Annotated in this window: 15 protein-coding genes; 7 read left to right on the plus strand and 8 right to left on the minus strand. The window is 65.4% G+C overall.

Annotated features, from left to right (window positions below; all coding sequences use genetic code 11):
• The first annotated feature begins 97 nt into the window (after positions 1-97).
• From rsmB to RBR29_RS00470, 4 genes are all read left to right on the plus strand, one after another.
• The gene (gene rsmB, locus RBR29_RS00455; protein ID WP_320346152.1) at positions 98-1,420 is read left to right on the plus strand and encodes a 16S rRNA (cytosine(967)-C(5))-methyltransferase RsmB; all 1,323 of its coding nucleotides are present in this window, start codon (positions 98-100) and stop codon (positions 1,418-1,420) included.
• 88 nt (positions 1,421-1,508) lie between these two features.
• Positions 1,509-2,078: a DUF4390 domain-containing protein gene (locus RBR29_RS00460; RefSeq protein WP_320346154.1), complete on the plus strand. Its 570-nt coding sequence runs from the start codon at positions 1,509-1,511 to the stop codon at positions 2,076-2,078.
• Positions 2,078-4,411, plus strand: coding sequence for an ATP-binding protein (locus tag RBR29_RS00465; protein WP_320346215.1), 2,334 nt, complete (start codon positions 2,078-2,080; stop codon positions 4,409-4,411). Before RBR29_RS00460 ends, RBR29_RS00465 begins: the two co-directional genes overlap by 1 nt.
• Positions 4,412-4,417: 6 nt before the next feature.
• Positions 4,418-5,131, plus strand: coding sequence for a response regulator (locus RBR29_RS00470; RefSeq protein WP_320346156.1), 714 nt, complete (start codon positions 4,418-4,420; stop codon positions 5,129-5,131).
• A gap of 65 nt (positions 5,132-5,196) precedes the next feature.
• Here RBR29_RS00470 and fmt read toward each other — a convergent pair whose 3' ends face one another.
• Positions 5,197-6,147, minus strand: coding sequence for a methionyl-tRNA formyltransferase (gene fmt, locus RBR29_RS00475; RefSeq protein WP_320346157.1), 951 nt, complete (start codon positions 6,145-6,147; stop codon positions 5,197-5,199).
• A complete protein-coding gene (gene def, locus RBR29_RS00480) occupies positions 6,148-6,672 on the minus strand; it encodes a peptide deformylase (protein WP_320346159.1) in 525 nt (174 codons plus the stop codon).
• A 290-nt stretch (positions 6,673-6,962) separates the two neighbouring features.
• Between def and dprA the strand changes: the two genes are divergently transcribed.
• Genes dprA through RBR29_RS00495 form a run of 3 tightly spaced genes read left to right on the plus strand, consistent with a single transcriptional unit; the run spans position 6,963 to position 9,559 of the window.
• Complete coding sequence (gene dprA, locus RBR29_RS00485; RefSeq protein ID WP_320346161.1) at positions 6,963-8,138, plus strand: DNA-processing protein DprA; 1,176 nt, start codon at positions 6,963-6,965, stop codon at positions 8,136-8,138.
• A 33-nt stretch (positions 8,139-8,171) separates the two neighbouring features.
• Positions 8,172-9,086: a hydroxymethylglutaryl-CoA lyase gene (locus RBR29_RS00490; RefSeq protein ID WP_320346163.1), complete on the plus strand. Its 915-nt coding sequence runs from the start codon at positions 8,172-8,174 to the stop codon at positions 9,084-9,086.
• On the plus strand, positions 9,086-9,559 hold the full coding sequence (locus tag RBR29_RS00495) for a hypothetical protein (RefSeq protein WP_320346217.1): 474 nt from the start codon (positions 9,086-9,088) through the stop codon (positions 9,557-9,559). The genes RBR29_RS00490 and RBR29_RS00495 overlap by 1 nt, the downstream gene beginning before the upstream one ends.
• Here the strand turns inward: RBR29_RS00495 and RBR29_RS00500 are convergent, their stop codons facing one another.
• The 6 genes from RBR29_RS00500 to RBR29_RS00525 form a co-directional block, all read right to left on the minus strand.
• Positions 9,560-10,579 (minus strand): amino acid ABC transporter substrate-binding protein, encoded by a 1,020-nt coding sequence (locus tag RBR29_RS00500; protein ID WP_320346165.1) that lies wholly within the window; start codon positions 10,577-10,579, stop codon positions 9,560-9,562.
• Between the two features lie 117 nt (positions 10,580-10,696).
• On the minus strand, positions 10,697-11,968 hold the full coding sequence (locus RBR29_RS00505) for an AMP-binding protein (protein ID WP_320346167.1): 1,272 nt from the start codon (positions 11,966-11,968) through the stop codon (positions 10,697-10,699).
• Positions 11,969-11,983: 15 nt separating this feature from the next.
• On the minus strand, positions 11,984-12,811 hold the full coding sequence (locus tag RBR29_RS00510; protein ID WP_320346169.1) for an ABC transporter ATP-binding protein: 828 nt from the start codon (positions 12,809-12,811) through the stop codon (positions 11,984-11,986).
• A 46-nt stretch (positions 12,812-12,857) separates the two neighbouring features.
• A complete protein-coding gene (locus tag RBR29_RS00515) occupies positions 12,858-14,189 on the minus strand; it encodes an ABC transporter substrate-binding protein (protein ID WP_320346171.1) in 1,332 nt (443 codons plus the stop codon).
• A 79-nt stretch (positions 14,190-14,268) separates the two neighbouring features.
• Positions 14,269-15,330 (minus strand): branched-chain amino acid ABC transporter permease, encoded by a 1,062-nt coding sequence (locus tag RBR29_RS00520; protein WP_320346173.1) that lies wholly within the window; start codon positions 15,328-15,330, stop codon positions 14,269-14,271.
• 14 nt (positions 15,331-15,344) lie between these two features.
• Positions 15,345-16,274: a branched-chain amino acid ABC transporter permease gene (locus tag RBR29_RS00525; protein ID WP_320346175.1), complete on the minus strand. Its 930-nt coding sequence runs from the start codon at positions 16,272-16,274 to the stop codon at positions 15,345-15,347.

Here is a 16,274-nt window from a genome sequence, read left to right on the forward strand (position 1 = left end):
CCAGGCGAACCGGAACGAAGCGAATCCTTGATTTTAGCCAATCGGTGCTAAAGTCCCCGGGGTCTGACTCATCATTTCTCCATTCTGGATACTTTCCGTGCCGGAATCGCCACATTCCCCCGCTCTGTCCGACCAGCTGCTGGCCGCCGCCCGTGCCATCCGTGCGGTACTGGGCGGCCAGTCGCTGTCCGAAGCGCTGGAATCGAGCCCCGCTGCGCTGCGCCCCGCCGCCCAGGCCCTGTCCTTTCACGCCATGCGCCGCCTGGGCCATGCCCGCGCTGTGCGCGAACGGCTGGTGCCGCGCCGCCCGCCGGAACGCCTGGTCGAGGCCCTGATCCTGCTGGGCCTGAGCCTGCTGGAAGCCAGCCTGCGCCAGGCCGAAGGCGCCGACCAGCCGCCCGGCACGCCGATCTACACCGCACACACGCTGGTCCACCAGCTGGTCGAAGCCGCTGCCGCCGACCGCCGCACGCGACCCGCCAAGAACCTGATCAATGCCGTGCTGCGCCGCTACGGACGCGAGCGCGCAGCGCTGAACGCCGCGCTGGCCGATACGCCCGAGGCCGTCTGGAACCATCCCGGCTGGTGGATCGACACGGTGCGCACTGCCTGGCCGGACGACTGGCAGACAATCCTGACCGCCGCCGATCAGGCGCCGCCCATGGCGCTGCGTGCCAATGTCCGGCGCATCGACCGGGACACGCTGCAGACGCGCCTGAATGCTGCGGGTCTGGACGCCCGGCCTGCGGGCGCGGACGGCCTGATTCTGGGCACACCGCGCCCCGTGCGCAACATCCCTGGCTACACCGAAGGCTGGTGGTCGGTACAGGATCTCTCGGCCCAGCAGGCCGCGCGGCTGCTGCCGCTGCAAGACGGCATGCGCGTGCTGGACGCCTGCGCAGCACCAGGCGGCAAGACGGCCCACCTGCTGGAACGCCATACCCTGCGCCTGACTGCACTGGACAGCGATGCCCAGCGCCTGGGCCGCGTCGGCGAAAATCTGCAGCGGCTGGGCCTGGAATCCCCCGATGTGTGCTTGCGATGCGCCGATGCCGCCCGCCCCGGCGACTGGTGGGACGGCCAGCCCTACGAAGCCATTCTGGCCGACGTGCCCTGCACGGCGTCCGGCGTGGTGCGCCGCCATCCCGATATCCGCTGGCTGCGCCGCGCCGACGATCTGGCCCGCACGGCAGAAAGCCAGGCCGGCATCGTGGATGCGCTGTGGCCGCTGCTGGCTCCCGGTGGCCACCTGCTGTACGCCACCTGCTCGATCTTTCCCCAGGAAGGTGAATGGCAGATCGCAGCCTTCCTGGACCGGCACCCCGAGGCGCGACGCATGCCGGCACCCGGCCACATCCTGCCCGGCAACCCGGACGACGGCGACGGCTTCTATTTCGCCCTGCTGCGCAAGCCCGCATGACCCGGACAGGGCCGCGCGGCTTGCGCTTTGGCGCTGGGTCAACAATACTGCGACTGTCCGCGATCCTATGTCCCACCACCGCCAGCGCATGCCACGCTTTCTGATTCTCCTGGCCTTCAGCCTTCTGTTCCTGGCACCTGCGGCTGCCCAGGCCGATGACGGCCAGGTCATCCGCATCGAACCCGTGCTCAGCCAGGGACAGCTGCTGCTGAATGCCGACATCGACTTCACGCTGGGCGGCGAACTGCACGAAGCCGCCCGCAAGGGGCTGCCCCTGTACTTCACAGCCGACCTGAACATCGAACACCCTCGCTGGTGGTGGTTCAACAAAACGGTCCTGTCGGCCAGTCAGACCTGGCGCATCCAGTACAACGCCCTGACCCGCCAGTGGCGGGTCGGCACCGGGGACCTGTCCCTGCCGGCCACATCCCTGGACGAAGCCCTGGACCTGGTTCGCCATATCCGCGACTGGCCCCTCGGCAACGCCGACCAGTTCACGCCCGACCAGACCTACCAGGGACGGCTGCGGCTGCGGCTGGATACTTCCCGCCTGGCCCGCCCCTTCCAGGTCGATGCGCTCAACAGCGCTGCCTGGTCACTGACGACCCCATGGAAAGAATTCACCTTTTCAATCTCCGCCGCAACACCCCGCGGCTGATCCGCTGGGCGCTGCGCTCTGCGCTGGGGGTCGCCGCCGCCAGTGCGATCGCATTGCTGGGCCTGCTGGTCTGGTCCACCGGCAATGCCTCGCGCTATGCGCAGCAATACGACGTACTGCTGCTGCTCAACGGCATACTGGCGATCGCCCTGATCTCCTGGGTCGCCATCCTCGCGATCCGGCTGTGGCGCCAGATCCGCAGGCGCCAGTTCGGCGCCCGGATGACGGCCCGTTTCACGCTGTACTTCACCCTGATCGGCATTCTGCCCGGCGTGCTGATCTACGTGCTGTCAGTACAGTTCATGTCGCGCTCGATCGAATCCTGGTTCAACGTGCGGGTGGACACCGCCCTGGAAGCCGGCCTGAACCTTGGCCGCGCAGCGCTGGACACGCAACTTGCCGAGCTCAATGGCCGGGCGCGCAACATGGTCCTGCGGCTCACGAACGCCAGCGATGCCGAAATCGCCTCGCTGCTCACCTCGCTGCGATCCGCGAACGAAATCGACGAAGCCATGGTCTTTACCGGCAATGGCCGCCTGATCGCTTTTTCCTCATCCGCCTTCAGCCAGCTGCTGCCGGACCCGCCCCCCAGCAGCGTCATGAACCAACTGCGCGTGGCCCAGGGCTACGCGGCGGCCGAAGCCGATGTGGCGAACGGCGACGGGCCGACCAACGATGCTCTGCACCTGCGCGTCATCATCCCGCTGGGGCCGGCCACATCGGACCGGCTGGGCAGCCCCATGAGCCTGGGGGGCGATTCGCGCTGGCTGCAAGTGATCCAGGCCGTGCCGGAACGCATCGCCCACAACGCCAGCCAGGTCCAGCAGGGGTTCCGTGATTATCAGGAACTGGCCCTGTCGCGCCTGGGACTGCGCAAACTCTACGGCATCACCCTGACCCTGGCCCTGATACTGGCCGTGTTCGCCGCCGTGGTCGTGGCGCTGGCCGTCTCGCGGCGCCTGGTACAGCCCCTGCTGACCCTGGCCTCGGGTACCCAGGCCGTCGGGGTCGGCGACTATCGCCCCCTGCCCGAACCCCCGGCCCGCGACGAGGTCGGCCAGCTGACGCGATCGTTCAACGCCATGACACGCCAGCTGGACGAAGCCCGTCAGATGGTGGACCGCCATCGTCGCCAGCTGGAACAAAGCAATCTGTACCTGGAATCCGTGCTCAGCAACCTGTCCTCCGGGGTGCTGGTGTTCGACCGCGCCTTCCGCCTGACCCTGTTCAACCAGGGCGCCCAGACCATCCTGCACGTCGATCTGCGCACCGTGCAGGGCCGCCCGCTGGAAACCGCAGACGGCGCCCTGGCGCTCGCGCGCCTGATCCGTCAGGCATTCTCTGCCCACGATGCAGTCGAATCCACACGCCCCTACTGGCAGCAGCAGTTCGAAATCGAACTCCAGGCCGCGCCAGACAACGAACGCAAGAAACACGTCATCACGCTGCTGGCCCGAGGCACCCGGCTGATCATGGATGGCCGCGAGGATGGCTACCTGGTGGTGTTCGACGACATCAGCGAGGTCATCTCCGCCAGCCGTACCGTCGCATGGGGCGAGGTCGCCCGCCGACTGGCCCACGAGATCAAGAACCCGCTGACCCCCATCCAACTATCGGCCGAGCGACTGGCCATGAAACTGGCGGATCGGCTGACACCAGACGACGCCGCCATGCTGCACCGGTCTACCCAGACCATCGTCAACCAGGTCGCATCCCTGAAACGCATGGTGGATGATTTCCGTGAATACGCCCGCACGCCGCCGGCGCAGATGCAGGACATCGACCTGAACGCCCTGCTGACTGAAGTCTTGATGCTGTACGGCTGGGATCCCGCCGAGCCCACCTTGCCACCGACCACCCAGGGCACGGCCCGCTTTGATGCCCAGCTGGCCGCCGACCTGCCCCTCATCCAGGGCGACCCCGCCCAGTTGCGTCAAGTGATCCACAACCTGCTGGCCAACGCCCGCGACGCCGCCTGCCAGCATGCCGCGCCCGGCACGGCCGAAGTCCGGGTGCAGACCCGCCTGATCCGCCCGGATGACGATGCCGGCCAGCCACGCGTCCGGCTGACCGTCTCGGACAACGGCCCAGGCTTTGCCCCCGAAGTCCTGCACCGGGTCTTCGAGCCCTACGTGACGACCAAGCCGACCGGCACCGGGCTCGGGCTGGCGATCGTCAAGAAGATCATCGAAGAACATGCAGCCCAAGTGGACATTTCCAACCGGACCGAAGGCGGCGCCCGTCTTTCGATCCTGTTTTCCAGACTGGCCAACGAGGCCCCCCGGCTGGACGCGCCCCGGCAAGCACAGGATAATACGCAGAACTTAAAGTGAGGTGATATGGCCAGAATTCTGGTGGTGGACGACGAAATCGGCATCCGCGAACTGCTGTCCGAAATTCTCTACGACGAAGGCCACACGGTCGAGCTCGCGGAAAATGCGGCGCAGGCCCGGGAATCCCGTCTCCGCCAGCGACCCGATCTGGTGCTGCTGGATATCTGGATGCCCGATACCGACGGCGTCAGTCTGCTCAAGGAATGGTCCAGCCAGGGATTGCTGAACATGCCCGTCATCATGATGAGCGGCCACGCAACCGTGGACACCGCTGTCGAGGCGACCCGCATCGGCGCCGTCGATTTCCTGGAAAAACCCATCACCCTGCAAAAACTGCTGAAGGCCGTCTCTGCCGGTCTCGCGCGCCCGGTGATCCCGGCTTCCATGCGCAGTCGCACCGAACGCCCAGTGATCCCGGCCGATCCGGTCTTTACCCAACCGCCGGCGCTGGCAGGCGGGCCTGCCGTCCCGCCGTCCATGGGCGCAGAACCCGCCCCCCAGGCCCACGACGATTCGTACCTGGGCAAAATCTCACTGAACCAGCCCCTGCGCGAGGCCCGCGACGAATTCGAGCGCATTTACTTCGAATACCATCTGCTGCACGAAAATCACAGCATGACACGGGTGTCCGAACGCACCGGGCTGGAACGCACCCACCTGTACCGCAAGCTCAAACAGCTCGGCATCGATACTTCGCGCAAGAAATCCTCCGGCAGCTGATCCGGCGCCACACTCAGGCGTCCAGCCAGAGTCCGGCCAACGCCAACCCTGCAGGCAGGACAACCCTAGCCGCGATACGCCCGCATGAATTCGGCCACCGGCTGACGTCGTCCGCCCGGTTTCTGCACCACCGTCACGCGCAGCACCCCATCGGCCGTTGCCACATCGATGCCGTCCGGCCCCATGCCCACGATCGTGCCCGGCGCCGATCCACCGGCACCGGCCTGGTTCGTCAGCACCTGCGCGCCCCAGACCTTGAGCGGCGCATCCAATCCAGGCAATGCCATCGTCGTGCCGGGAAACGGATCGAAGGCCCGCACCCGACGGGCCAGTTCTGTCGCAGGACGGGAAAAATCCAGCGCCGATTCGGATTTCAGCAGTTTGTCTGCGTAGCACACCCCCGCCTCTGGCTGGGGGACCGGCGTCGGCGCATCCCCGGCATCCAACCGCGCCAGGACATCCACGATGGCCTGCGCACCGTCAGCCGCCAGCCTGTCGTGCAGGCTGGCGCCAGTCTCGTCTGCCGCCAGCGGGCGTTCCACCCGATGCAGCATGTCGCCCGTGTCCAGTCCCTCGTCCATCTGCATGATGGTCACGCCACTGGCGGCATCGCCCGCCTCGATCGCCCGCTGGATGGGCGCCGCGCCGCGCCAGCGCGGCAGCAGGCTGGCATGGATGTTCAGGCAACCGCAGCGCGGCAGGTCCAGCACCCAGCGGGGCAGGATCAGGCCATAGGCCGCCACGACCATGACATCCGGCGCCAGGGCCCGCAATGCAGCCTCGGCCCCCTGGGCATCCTCTGGATATTTGCCGTCCAGCCGCAGGCTGCGCGGCTGCAGCACGGGAATGCCAGCGTCGATGGCCGCCTGTTTGACAGGGCTGGGCAGACACTTCATGCCGCGCCCCGACGGCCGGTCCGGCTGGGTCAGGACGCACACGACTTCGTGCCCGGCCTCGATCAGTGCGGCCAGGGCCTGCCGGGCGAATTCCGGCGTTCCTGCAAAAGCGATGCGCATTCAGGCCCCGGCGGATTCGCGCTGGGCCTCGCGCTGCTGCTTGCGCAGGCGCGTGCGGATCCGGTTCTGCTTGAGCGTGGACAGGTACTCGACGAAGACCTTGCCCAACAGGTGATCGAGTTCGTGCTGCACACACACGGCCAGCAGGCCTTCGGCATCGAATTCATAGGGTTCGCCGCGTTCGTCCAGCGCACGCACATGGATGCGCGCGGAGCGTTCGACCTCGTCATAGACGCCGGGCACCGACAGGCAGCCTTCTTCGTACACCTGGAGTTCCTCGCTTTTCCAGGTGATTTCGGGGTTGATCAGTACGCGCAGGTCGTTGCCGTCCTCGGAGACATCGATGACCACGACACGTTCGTGGACATCCACCTGGGTCGCGGCCAGACCGACCCCGGGTGCCGCATACATGGTTTCGGCCATGTCGCGCACCAGCTGGCGAATACGGTCATCCACCTGCTGGACCGGCGCGGCGACCGTGTGCAAGCGGGGGTCCGGATACTTGAGAATGGGTAGCAGGGCCATGGTGATTGTCTGAATCGATAAAAGCCAGACCTCCATCATAGAACATAGAACAGCACCCAAGCCCGTCATCCAGTGCGCTCAAGACCCGGGTGCCATATCCGACCTGCCTCATCCACGACCGGCGTGATGCCCAGACAGATTCCGGCGTAATCTCGGATGCGGGGATCCAGGGCCATTTGTGACGCAACATGATTCGACTCCTGTCAGGGTTGACGGAAATCACTGTCATGCCATGCTGCTTGCGTCACACTCGCCCACGCGACCCGGGCAATCCATGGCACACTGCACCCATGTCACAGACCATCGCTGAAGACGAACTGCGTGCCTGGATTCGCCTGAGCCTCGAACCCGAACTTGGCGCGGCCCGGATCCGCCTGTTGCTGTCGGTGTTCGGCCTGCCGCAGCAGATCGTCGCCGCCACCACCGGCAGCCTGGCCCGATACCTGGACCCCGCACTGGCAGCCCGTCTGCGCCAGCCCCCAGAATCTTCGATCCAGACCGCAATCGATCAGACGCTGGACTGGCTGCAAGCCGACGATCATCACCTGCTGACCCTGGCCGACCCCCACTACCCACGCACCCTGTACGCGCTGACCGACCCGCCGCCAATCCTGTACGCCCACGGCCGGCTGGACGTCCTGCGCCGCCCCATGCTGGCCATCGTCGGCGCGCGCCATGCCACAGCGGACGGCGAGCGCAACGCCCACGCCTTCGCGCGCCACCTGGCATTGCAGGGCTGGTGCATCGTCAGCGGGCTGGCCAGCGGCATCGACGGCGCGGCCCATGCCGGCGCCCTGGACGCAGGCGAATCGGGCGGCAGCACCCTGGCCGTCCTGGGCACCGGCGTCGACCGGGTCTACCCCCCCGCGCATCATGCCCTGGCCCATCGCATCGCCGCCTGCGGCCTGCTGCTGTCGGAATTTCCCCTCGGCGCGCCGGGGCTGCCGTTTCATTTCCCGCAGCGCAACCGCATCGTCGCCGCCCTGAGCCAGGGGGTGCTGGTGGTCGAGGCCGCAGCGCGCAGCGGCTCACTGATCACCGCCCGGCTGGCAGGCGAACTGGGACGCGAAGTCTTTGCCATTCCCGGCTCCATCCATTCGCCCCTGTCACGCGGCTGCCACGCCCTGATCCGCCAAGGGGCCAAGCTGGTCGAATCCGGACAGGACATCGTCGAGGAACTCCGGCAGGGCACGTTGCCTGGCCTGACAGGGACCACACCCGTTCCCCCGACGGAATCTGCCACTGTTCCTGATGTGGCACCCGCCCAAGATTCCGCCCTGGATCCTGACGCCCGCGCCCTGCTGGGGCGGATCGGCCTGGACCCGGTCGCCCTGGACACGCTGCAGGCCGATCTGGACTGGCCCATCGACCGCCTGATGAGCCGGCTGACCCTGTTGGAAATCGCCGGGCGGATCGAACGCACTGCCGATGGCCGCTACCGGCGTGCGCCCTCGGCTGCGCTATGATGGCTGTTTCTCCTGCCTCGAACACTTCGCCGGATGACCCCCATGGCCGAATACATCAAGATCGTCGAAGTCGGGCCGCGTGACGGCCTGCAGAATGAAAAGCAGTTCGTCGACACTGCCATCAAGATCGAACTCGTCGACCGCCTCACGGCGGCTGGCTTCGCCAATGTCGAGGCCGCATCCTTCGTTTCCCCCAAATGGGTGCCGCAAATGGCCGACGGTGCCGCCGTCATGGCCGGGATCACACGCCGCGCGGGCACGATCCATTCCGTCCTGGTGCCGAACCTGCGCGGATTCGAAGGTGCCCTGGCCGCCCGTGCCGACGAGATCGTGATCTTCGGCGCCGCCAGCGAGGCTTTCTCACAGCGCAACATCAACTGCTCCATCGCCGAATCCATCGCCCGCTTTGAACCCGTGGCGGCCGCCGCAAAAGAAGCCGGACTGCGCCTGCGCGGCAGCATCAGCTGCGCGCTGGGCTGCCCCTACCAGGGCGAAACCCCGGTCGCTGCTGTGGTGGACGTCGCCGAACGCCTGCTGCGGCTGGGCTGCGACGAAATCGACGTGGCCGACACCATCGGCGTGGGCACCGCCGCCCAGGTCGGGCGCGTGCTGCGTGCCGTTGGCCAGGTCACCGATCTGGGCACCCGGGTTTCGGGGCATTTCCACGATACCTATGGCCAGGCGCTGGCCAATATCCTGGCCGCGCTGGAATGCGGCGTGCGCATCTTCCACAGTTCGGTCGCCGGGCTGGGCGGCTGCCCCTACGCCAAGGGCGCGACCGGCAACGTTGCCACAGAAGACGTGCTGTACCTGATGCGCGGCCAAGGACTGCGCACAGATGTCGATCTGGATGCCGTCGTAGACATCGGGCAATGGATTTCCGCACAGATCGGCCGCTCCACGGCCAGCCGCGCAGGTCGCGCACTGGCCCTGAAAAAGACGTGCTGATGTCCCCTTTCGGCCGTCCCTCAGCCGAAGAACATGCGGCGCTCATGGCCCAGATCGGCCCGCTGCCGCTGCGCGGCCGCGCCTGGCCGCGCTGGATCGCAGCCATTGCCTGGGTGATCATGGCCATGATCGCCGTGCGCCTGGTCATCGTGCTGCAGCTGGCACCTGCAGAATCACTGCCCATGCCGGTCATCGCCAGCATCGTCGTGTGCTTCGGCGCCCTGCTCTGGATGAGCGTCCACATGTGGACCTCGGTCACAGAGATCTCCGGCTGGGGGATCCGTCAATCCTGGATCACGCGCCGCGAAGTCCCCTGGGCCGACATCCAGTCCACCAAGTTCATTCCGCTGTTCGCCTCGAAAAAACTGGTGTGCTTCGTGCAAAAGGGCCGGCCCGTGGTCTTCCAGGCCGGCACGCCGGAACTCCAGGCGGCCTTCGCGCGCATCAGCCTGGTGTACCGAAAAAGAACCTGATTAGCGGATCGGCAACGGATACAGCAGGCCGCCATCCTTCCAGAGCGCGTTCTGGCCGCGCTGGATCTGCAGCGGACTGCCCATGCCCACATTGCGCTCGAACGATTCGCCGTAGTTGCCGACCTGCTTGACGATGTTGTAGGCCCATTGTTCGTCCAGGCCCAGGTTCTTGCCCGCGCTGCCGGTCACGCCCAGCAGGCGCTGCACGTTGGGATCGGCGCTTTTCAGCTGCGCATCGACGTTGGCCGAACTCACCCCCAGTTCCTCGGCGCCCGCCATGGCGTGAAAGGACCATTTGACGATGTTCAGCCAGGCGTCGTCACCTTGCCGCACGAAAGGCCCAAGGGGTTCCTTGGAGATGATTTCCGGCAGGATCACGTAGTCGGCAGGCTTGGACAGCTTGGAAATGCGGATCGAAGCCAGGCCCGAGGCATCGGTGGTGAACACATCGCAGCGGCCCGCCGAGAACGCGTTGACGACCTCGTTGAACTGCTCGATCACGACCGGCTTGTACTGCACGTTGTGCGCACGCGCCCAGTCGGCCATGTTCTGTTCGTTGGACGTGCCGGTCTGCATGCAGACCGTGGCCCCATTCAGGTCGCGGGCCGAGGCGATGCCCAGGGACTTGGGCACCATGAAACCCTGGCCGTCATAGAAGTTGATGGCCACATGAATGGCGCCCAGCGCGGTATCGCGGGACTGCGTCACAGTCGTGTTGCGCGCCAGCAGGTCAATTTCACCCGACTGCAGGGCAGTGAACCGCTGCTGCGCATTCAGAGGCACGATCTTGACCTTGGACGCATCGCCCAGCACGGCGGCCGCAACGGCACGGCACATGTCCACGTCCAGCCCTTTCCATTCGCCCTTGGCATCCGGCGCCGAGAACCCGGCAAAGCCGGTGGTGACGCCGCACTGCACAGCGCCGCGTGCCTTGACCACGGACAGGGTATCGGCTTGGGCCAGAGGCATGCCGGCGCCCAGCAGGACGGCCAGGCCAGTGATCAGTTTGAATCCACGCATGGAAAGGTCTCCCTTGGTCTGCTGTACGGATTTGCACATAGTAACCGAGGGAGCCCGGGAATCAATATGCCCTGTCACTATATGTTGATCACTGCCGCTGCCATGTCGCACGACCATTCAGTCGTAGTGGCGGGCATCCTCGATCACCCTGCCATCGTTGGGCAGGCTGCCGGCCGCCACGATTTCGACGAGCGCCCGCAGCTTGGTCTGCTCGCGAACCGTATCGGCCACGGCTGCGGCATCGAGCGCGCCCCCGGTCTCGACGTGCAGCGTCATGATGTCGTGACCCGCGCCCCCCGACACCACCAGGCGCGCGCGGCTGATTTCCGGATGCCGATCCAGCACACGGGCAATCTGTTCGGGATGCACGAACATGCCTCGGACTTTCGTCGTCTGATCAGCCCGTCCCAGCCAGCCGCGGATACGCAGATTGGTCCGGCCGCAGGGCGAAACCCCAGGCATCAAGGCCGAAAGATCGCCGGTGCCGAAGCGCAGCAGCGGGTAGTCCGCATTCAAGGTCGTCACCACCAGTTCGCCGACCTCGCCTGCGGGCACCGGTTGGCCAGTCCCTGGCCGGACGATTTCCAGGATCAGATCCTCGTTGACGACCAGGCCTTCGCGCGCAGGCGTCTCGAACGCCACCATGCCCAGGTCGGCACTGCCATAGGCCTGGAAACCCTGGATGCCACGGTCCCGGAACCAGGCCTGCAACGACGGCGGATACGCCTCGCCCGAAAACAACGCCCGCCTCAACGAAGGCAACGCCACCCCCATTTCGTCGGCCTTTTCCAGAATGATGCGCAGGAAACTGGGCGTGCCGGTGTAGGCATGCGGCGCCAAGTCTGCCATGGTGCGCACCTGCAGTTCGGTCTGCCCGACCCCGCCGGGGAACACCGTGCAGCCCAGCGCGTGCGCAGCAGTTTCCATCATGGAACCGGCAGGCGTGAAGTGATAGGAAAAGCAATTGTGCACCAGCATGCCGGAGCGCACTCCCGCTGCGTGCAATGCACGGGCAAAACCCCAGTAGTCCGGGCGCGGACCTTCAGGCTCGTAGATGGGCCCTGGCGAGGCATACACCCGCCGCGCCTCGCCCCAGCCGAGCGTCGAGAAACCGCCGAACACGCGCTGCCGTTCGGCATCGCCGGTACCATCCGTGCGGGCCATGTGGGCGGCATGCTGGGCCTGCAACAGTTCGCTCTTGCGCAGCACCGGCACGCGGGCCAGGGCCGCGCGCGAATCCAGCGCCGCCAGATCGATCTCCTGGAGCTGCCGGGCGATGGCCGGCGCCCGCGCCCGCGCCCGCTCCAGCGCGGCGGGCAGGCGCTCGAAAAGCTGCCGCTCACGCGCATCGGGAGGCAGGGTTTCACGCGCATCGTAATATGCCTGCATGGCATTACCCTCGCATCAAGCCAGCCAGCGCTTGCGCCGGCGATAGAACTTGGTGTCACGAAAGCTGGTGCGCCCCGCCCCCGAGACGCCCAGATAGAATTCCTTTACATCCTCGTTCTCGGCCAATGCGCGGGCGTCGCCGTCCATCATCACGCGGCCGTTTTCCAGAATGTAGCCATAGTCCGCATAGCGCAGGGCCACATTGGTGTTCTGTTCCGCCAGCAGGAAACTGACCCCCTCGCGCTGGTTCAGGTCGCGCACGATCTCGAAGATTTCCTCGACGATCTGCGGCGCCAGGCCCATCGAAGGCTCGTCCAGCAGGATCATGCGCGGGTCGGCCATCAGCGCCCGGCCGATGGCCGCCATCTGCTGTTCGCCGCCAGACGTATAGCCCGCCTGACTCTTGCGCCGCTGTTTCAGGCGCGGGAAATAACGGTAGACCTTGTCCAGGGCCGCATCCAGATCGGCCCGACTCAGGCGCCGGGTATAGGCGCCCGTGAGCAGGTTTTCTTCGATGCTCAGGTGGGCGAAACAGTGCCGGCCTTCCATGACCTGGACTACCCCGCGCTGGACCAGATCGGCCGGCGACAGGGATTCGATGCGTTCCCCGCGATATTCGATCCCACCTTTGGTGACCTCGCCGCGCTCGCCGCGCAGCAGATTGGAAATGGCCCGCAAGGTGGTCGTCTTGCCCGCGCCATTGGCGCCCAGCAGCGCCACGATCCGGCCTTCCGGCACGGTCAGGGACACCCCCTTGAGCACCAGGATGACGTGGTTATAGATGACCTCGATGCCGTTGACGTTCAACAGCACTGCGGGTTCGGACGCCTGTGCGCTTTCCATTGATTCCTCTCCCAGGGGGCCGGGCGCTGCCCGGCCCCGGCACGGCTTACTCGGCAGCGCAATCGCGCGTCGGCAGTTTCTTTTCGGCGGCGTACTTGTCGCCCAGAGCCTTCACCAGCGGCTGCACGTATTTCGGATTGGACTGATACCAGTCAGAGACGACATTGAATTTCTTGCCGTCCCACTGGATGATGCGCGCCCAGTCATCGCCCATGTGGTTCTCGCACGAGGTCTTCACCGGACGCATCAGCTTGGCAAAACCCAGCTGTTCCAGGCGTTCCTGGTCCAGATTCAGGTTTTCATACCCCCAGCGCACCTGCTCGGGCGTCATGTGCTTGCCTTTACCGAATTTTTCCTGGGCCGTACGGATGGCCTCGACCTGCAGCATGGAAATCATCATGCCGCGCGTGTAGGCCAGCGACCCGAAGGTGGTGCCGTCCTTGTCGGCGCCTTCGCCCTTGTCGTAGACGTATTTCTTGACGTCGTCATGCACCCGGCCATGTTCCGCGCTGTTCTGGATCGTGATGCCGTGATAGCCCTTGGCGACGTCACCCAGATCCTGGACGTCGGTCTCGGAACTGGCCCACCAGATGCCGTACATCTTGTCGCGCGGATAACCCACGCCCTGCGCCTCGCGGATGGCGGTCGGCGTCATGATCCCGGCGCTCCAGAGAATGACGTAGTCGGGGCGGTTCTTGCGAATCTGCAGCCAGGTGGATTTCTGTTCGACGCCGGGGGCGGCCACCGGATAGAGCTGCAGCTCGAAGCCATTGGCCTTGGAGCGTTCTTCGAGCAGCGGGATGGGTTCCTTGCCAAAGGGCGAATCGTGATAGATCAGGGCGATCTTCTTGCCCTTGAGTTTGTCTTCGCCGCCCAGTTTCTTGGCAATGTCCTGGATCATGACATCGGCTGCCGTCCAGTACGTGCCCAGCAGCGGGAAATTCCATTTGAAGACCCGGCCATCGGCCGACTGCGACAGACCGTAGCCTACGGTGATCACCGACTGCCCATCGACGATCGCCTTGTCAGTCACGGCAAAGGTGATGCCGGTGGACTGGGTATCAAAGCCGGACGCCCCGCCCTGCTTGTTTTTCAGGCGTTCGTAGCATTCCACGCCCTTGTCGGTGGAATAGGCCGTCTCGCATTCCTCGTAGGTGATCTTGACGCCATTGACGCCGCCGTCGCGCTCGTTGATGAGCTTGAGGTAGTCGATCTTGCCGTTGGCCCAGGGAATGCCCAGCGGCGCAAACGAGCCGGTCCGATAGACGAGCAGCGGGACGAATTGTTCCTCGGCGGCCTGGGCCGTGCCCGCGACCCCCGCCAACCCGACGGCAGCCAGCAGCGCTGCGGCGGCGGTCTTCGTCAATGCATGCTTCATTTGTAGCTCCTCCTGGTGCGTATGGCACCTATCGTGTCAACAAAGAACGGGTCCGTTCGAACGCCGCCCCAAAGGCCCCTCAATGGGGGAACGGCCAGATCCTGAGTTTTTCCTTGGCGATGCTCCACAGTCTGGCCAGGCCGTGCGGCTCCACGATCAGGAAAAAGACGATCAGGAAACCGAAAACCATGTGCTCGATGTGCGAGGCCACGTCCACCGGGATGTCCAGGCCCAGCCAGTGCGGCACGTTGGTCAGCAGCACCGGCACCAGCACCATGAAGGCCGCACCGAAGAAACTGCCAATGATGGACCCCAGGCCGCCGATGATGATGATGAACAGCAGTTGCAACGAGCGGTTCAGGTCGAAGGCCAGGGGTTCCCAGGAACCCAGGTGGATGTAGGCCCAGAGTGCACCCGCCACGCCGATGATGAAGGAACTGACGGCAAAGGCGGTGAGCTTGGCGTACACCGGCCGGATGCCGATGACGGCAGCGGCCACGTCCATGTCCCGAATCGCCATCCACTGCCGGCCAATCGCGCCGCGCACCAGATTCTTGGACAGCAGGCCGATGATCGCCACGAAGCACAGCACGAACAGGTATTTCTGCGCGGGCGTGACCACCGGCAGGCCGAAGACGTCGAGCGTCGGCACCGACACATTGCCCGAGGACGAATAGTTGGTGAAATACGGGATGCGCAGGAAGGCCCAGTCCATGAAGAACTGCGCCGCCAACGTCGTCACCGCCAGATACAGGCCGCGGATGCGCAGACTGGGCACGCCGAACACCACACCTGTCAGGGTGGCGAACACACCGCCCATCAGGATCTGGGCTACCAGCGGCAGGTCCAGGCGCACGCCGAAATTCCAGGCCGCATAGGCGCCCACCGCCATGAAGGCCCCGGAACCGATGGAAATCTGACCGCAATAGCCCACCAGGATGTTCAGGCCGATGGCGGCCAGCGCCAGAATCAGAAAGGGGATGAAGATCGCCTGCAGAAAGTAGTCCGATGCCCCCAGGGGGACGCCGACGAAGGCAAGCAGCAGCAGGGCGGAGATGAACCAGCGGTCCTGGCGGATCGGAAAGATCTGCTGGTCCGATCGGTAGGTACTCTTGAACTGGCCATTTTCACGATAGAACATGGTCGGGTTTCCTGTCAGACGCGGTCGATGATTTTTTCGCCGAACAGGCCCTGGGGCCGGAACAGCAGGAACACCAGGGACAGCACGTAGGCGAACCAGATCTCGATGCCGCCGCCCACGAAGGGTCCCAGGTAGACTTCGGACAGCTTTTCACCCACGCCGATGATCAGGCCGCCGACGATGGCGCCCGGCACCGAGGTCAGCCCCCCCAGGATCACCACCGGCAAGGCGCGCAAGGCTGCTGTGGACAGGGTGAACTGCACGCCGAACTTGGATCCCCAGACAATGCCCGTGACCAGGGCCACCAGACCGGCCACGGTCCAGACCACCACCCAGATGCGGTTCAGGGGAATGCCCACCGACTGCGCGGCCTGGTGATCGTCGGCCACGGCACGCAAGGCCCGGCCAACGGTGGTGTACTGGAAGAAGAACGCCAGCACGGCCACCAGCACGGCAGCGATGACGGCTGCCGTCAGGTCTTCCAGGCTGACCAGCACGCCGCCGTCGAACACCGTATCCAGGATGATGACGGGATCCTTGGGCATGCCCACGTCGATCGAATACACCGAGCTGCCGAACAGAATCTGGCCGATGCCATCCAGAAAGTAGCTGATGCCGATGGTGGCCATCAGCAACGTGGTGGCCTCCTGGTTGACCAGATGGCGCAGCACCAGGCGTTCGACCAGCACGGCGATCAGCCACATGAACAGGGCGGCCAGCACGAAAGCCAGCAGATTGGCCAGCACGGGCGAGGCGCCACCCAGCCAGGCGTCGATCCAGCCCGACAGGCGGGCCATGGCCAGCGCCGCGATCAGCACCATCGCGCCCTGGGCGAAATTGAACACCCCCGACGCCTTGAAGATCAGCACGAAACCCAGGGCCACCAGGGCGTAGAGCATGCCGCTCATCAACCCGCCGATCACTGTTTCCAATAAGAATCCCAT

This window comes from Castellaniella sp., from assembly GCF_034007085.1.
GTDB lineage: Bacteria > Pseudomonadota > Gammaproteobacteria > Burkholderiales > Burkholderiaceae_B > Castellaniella.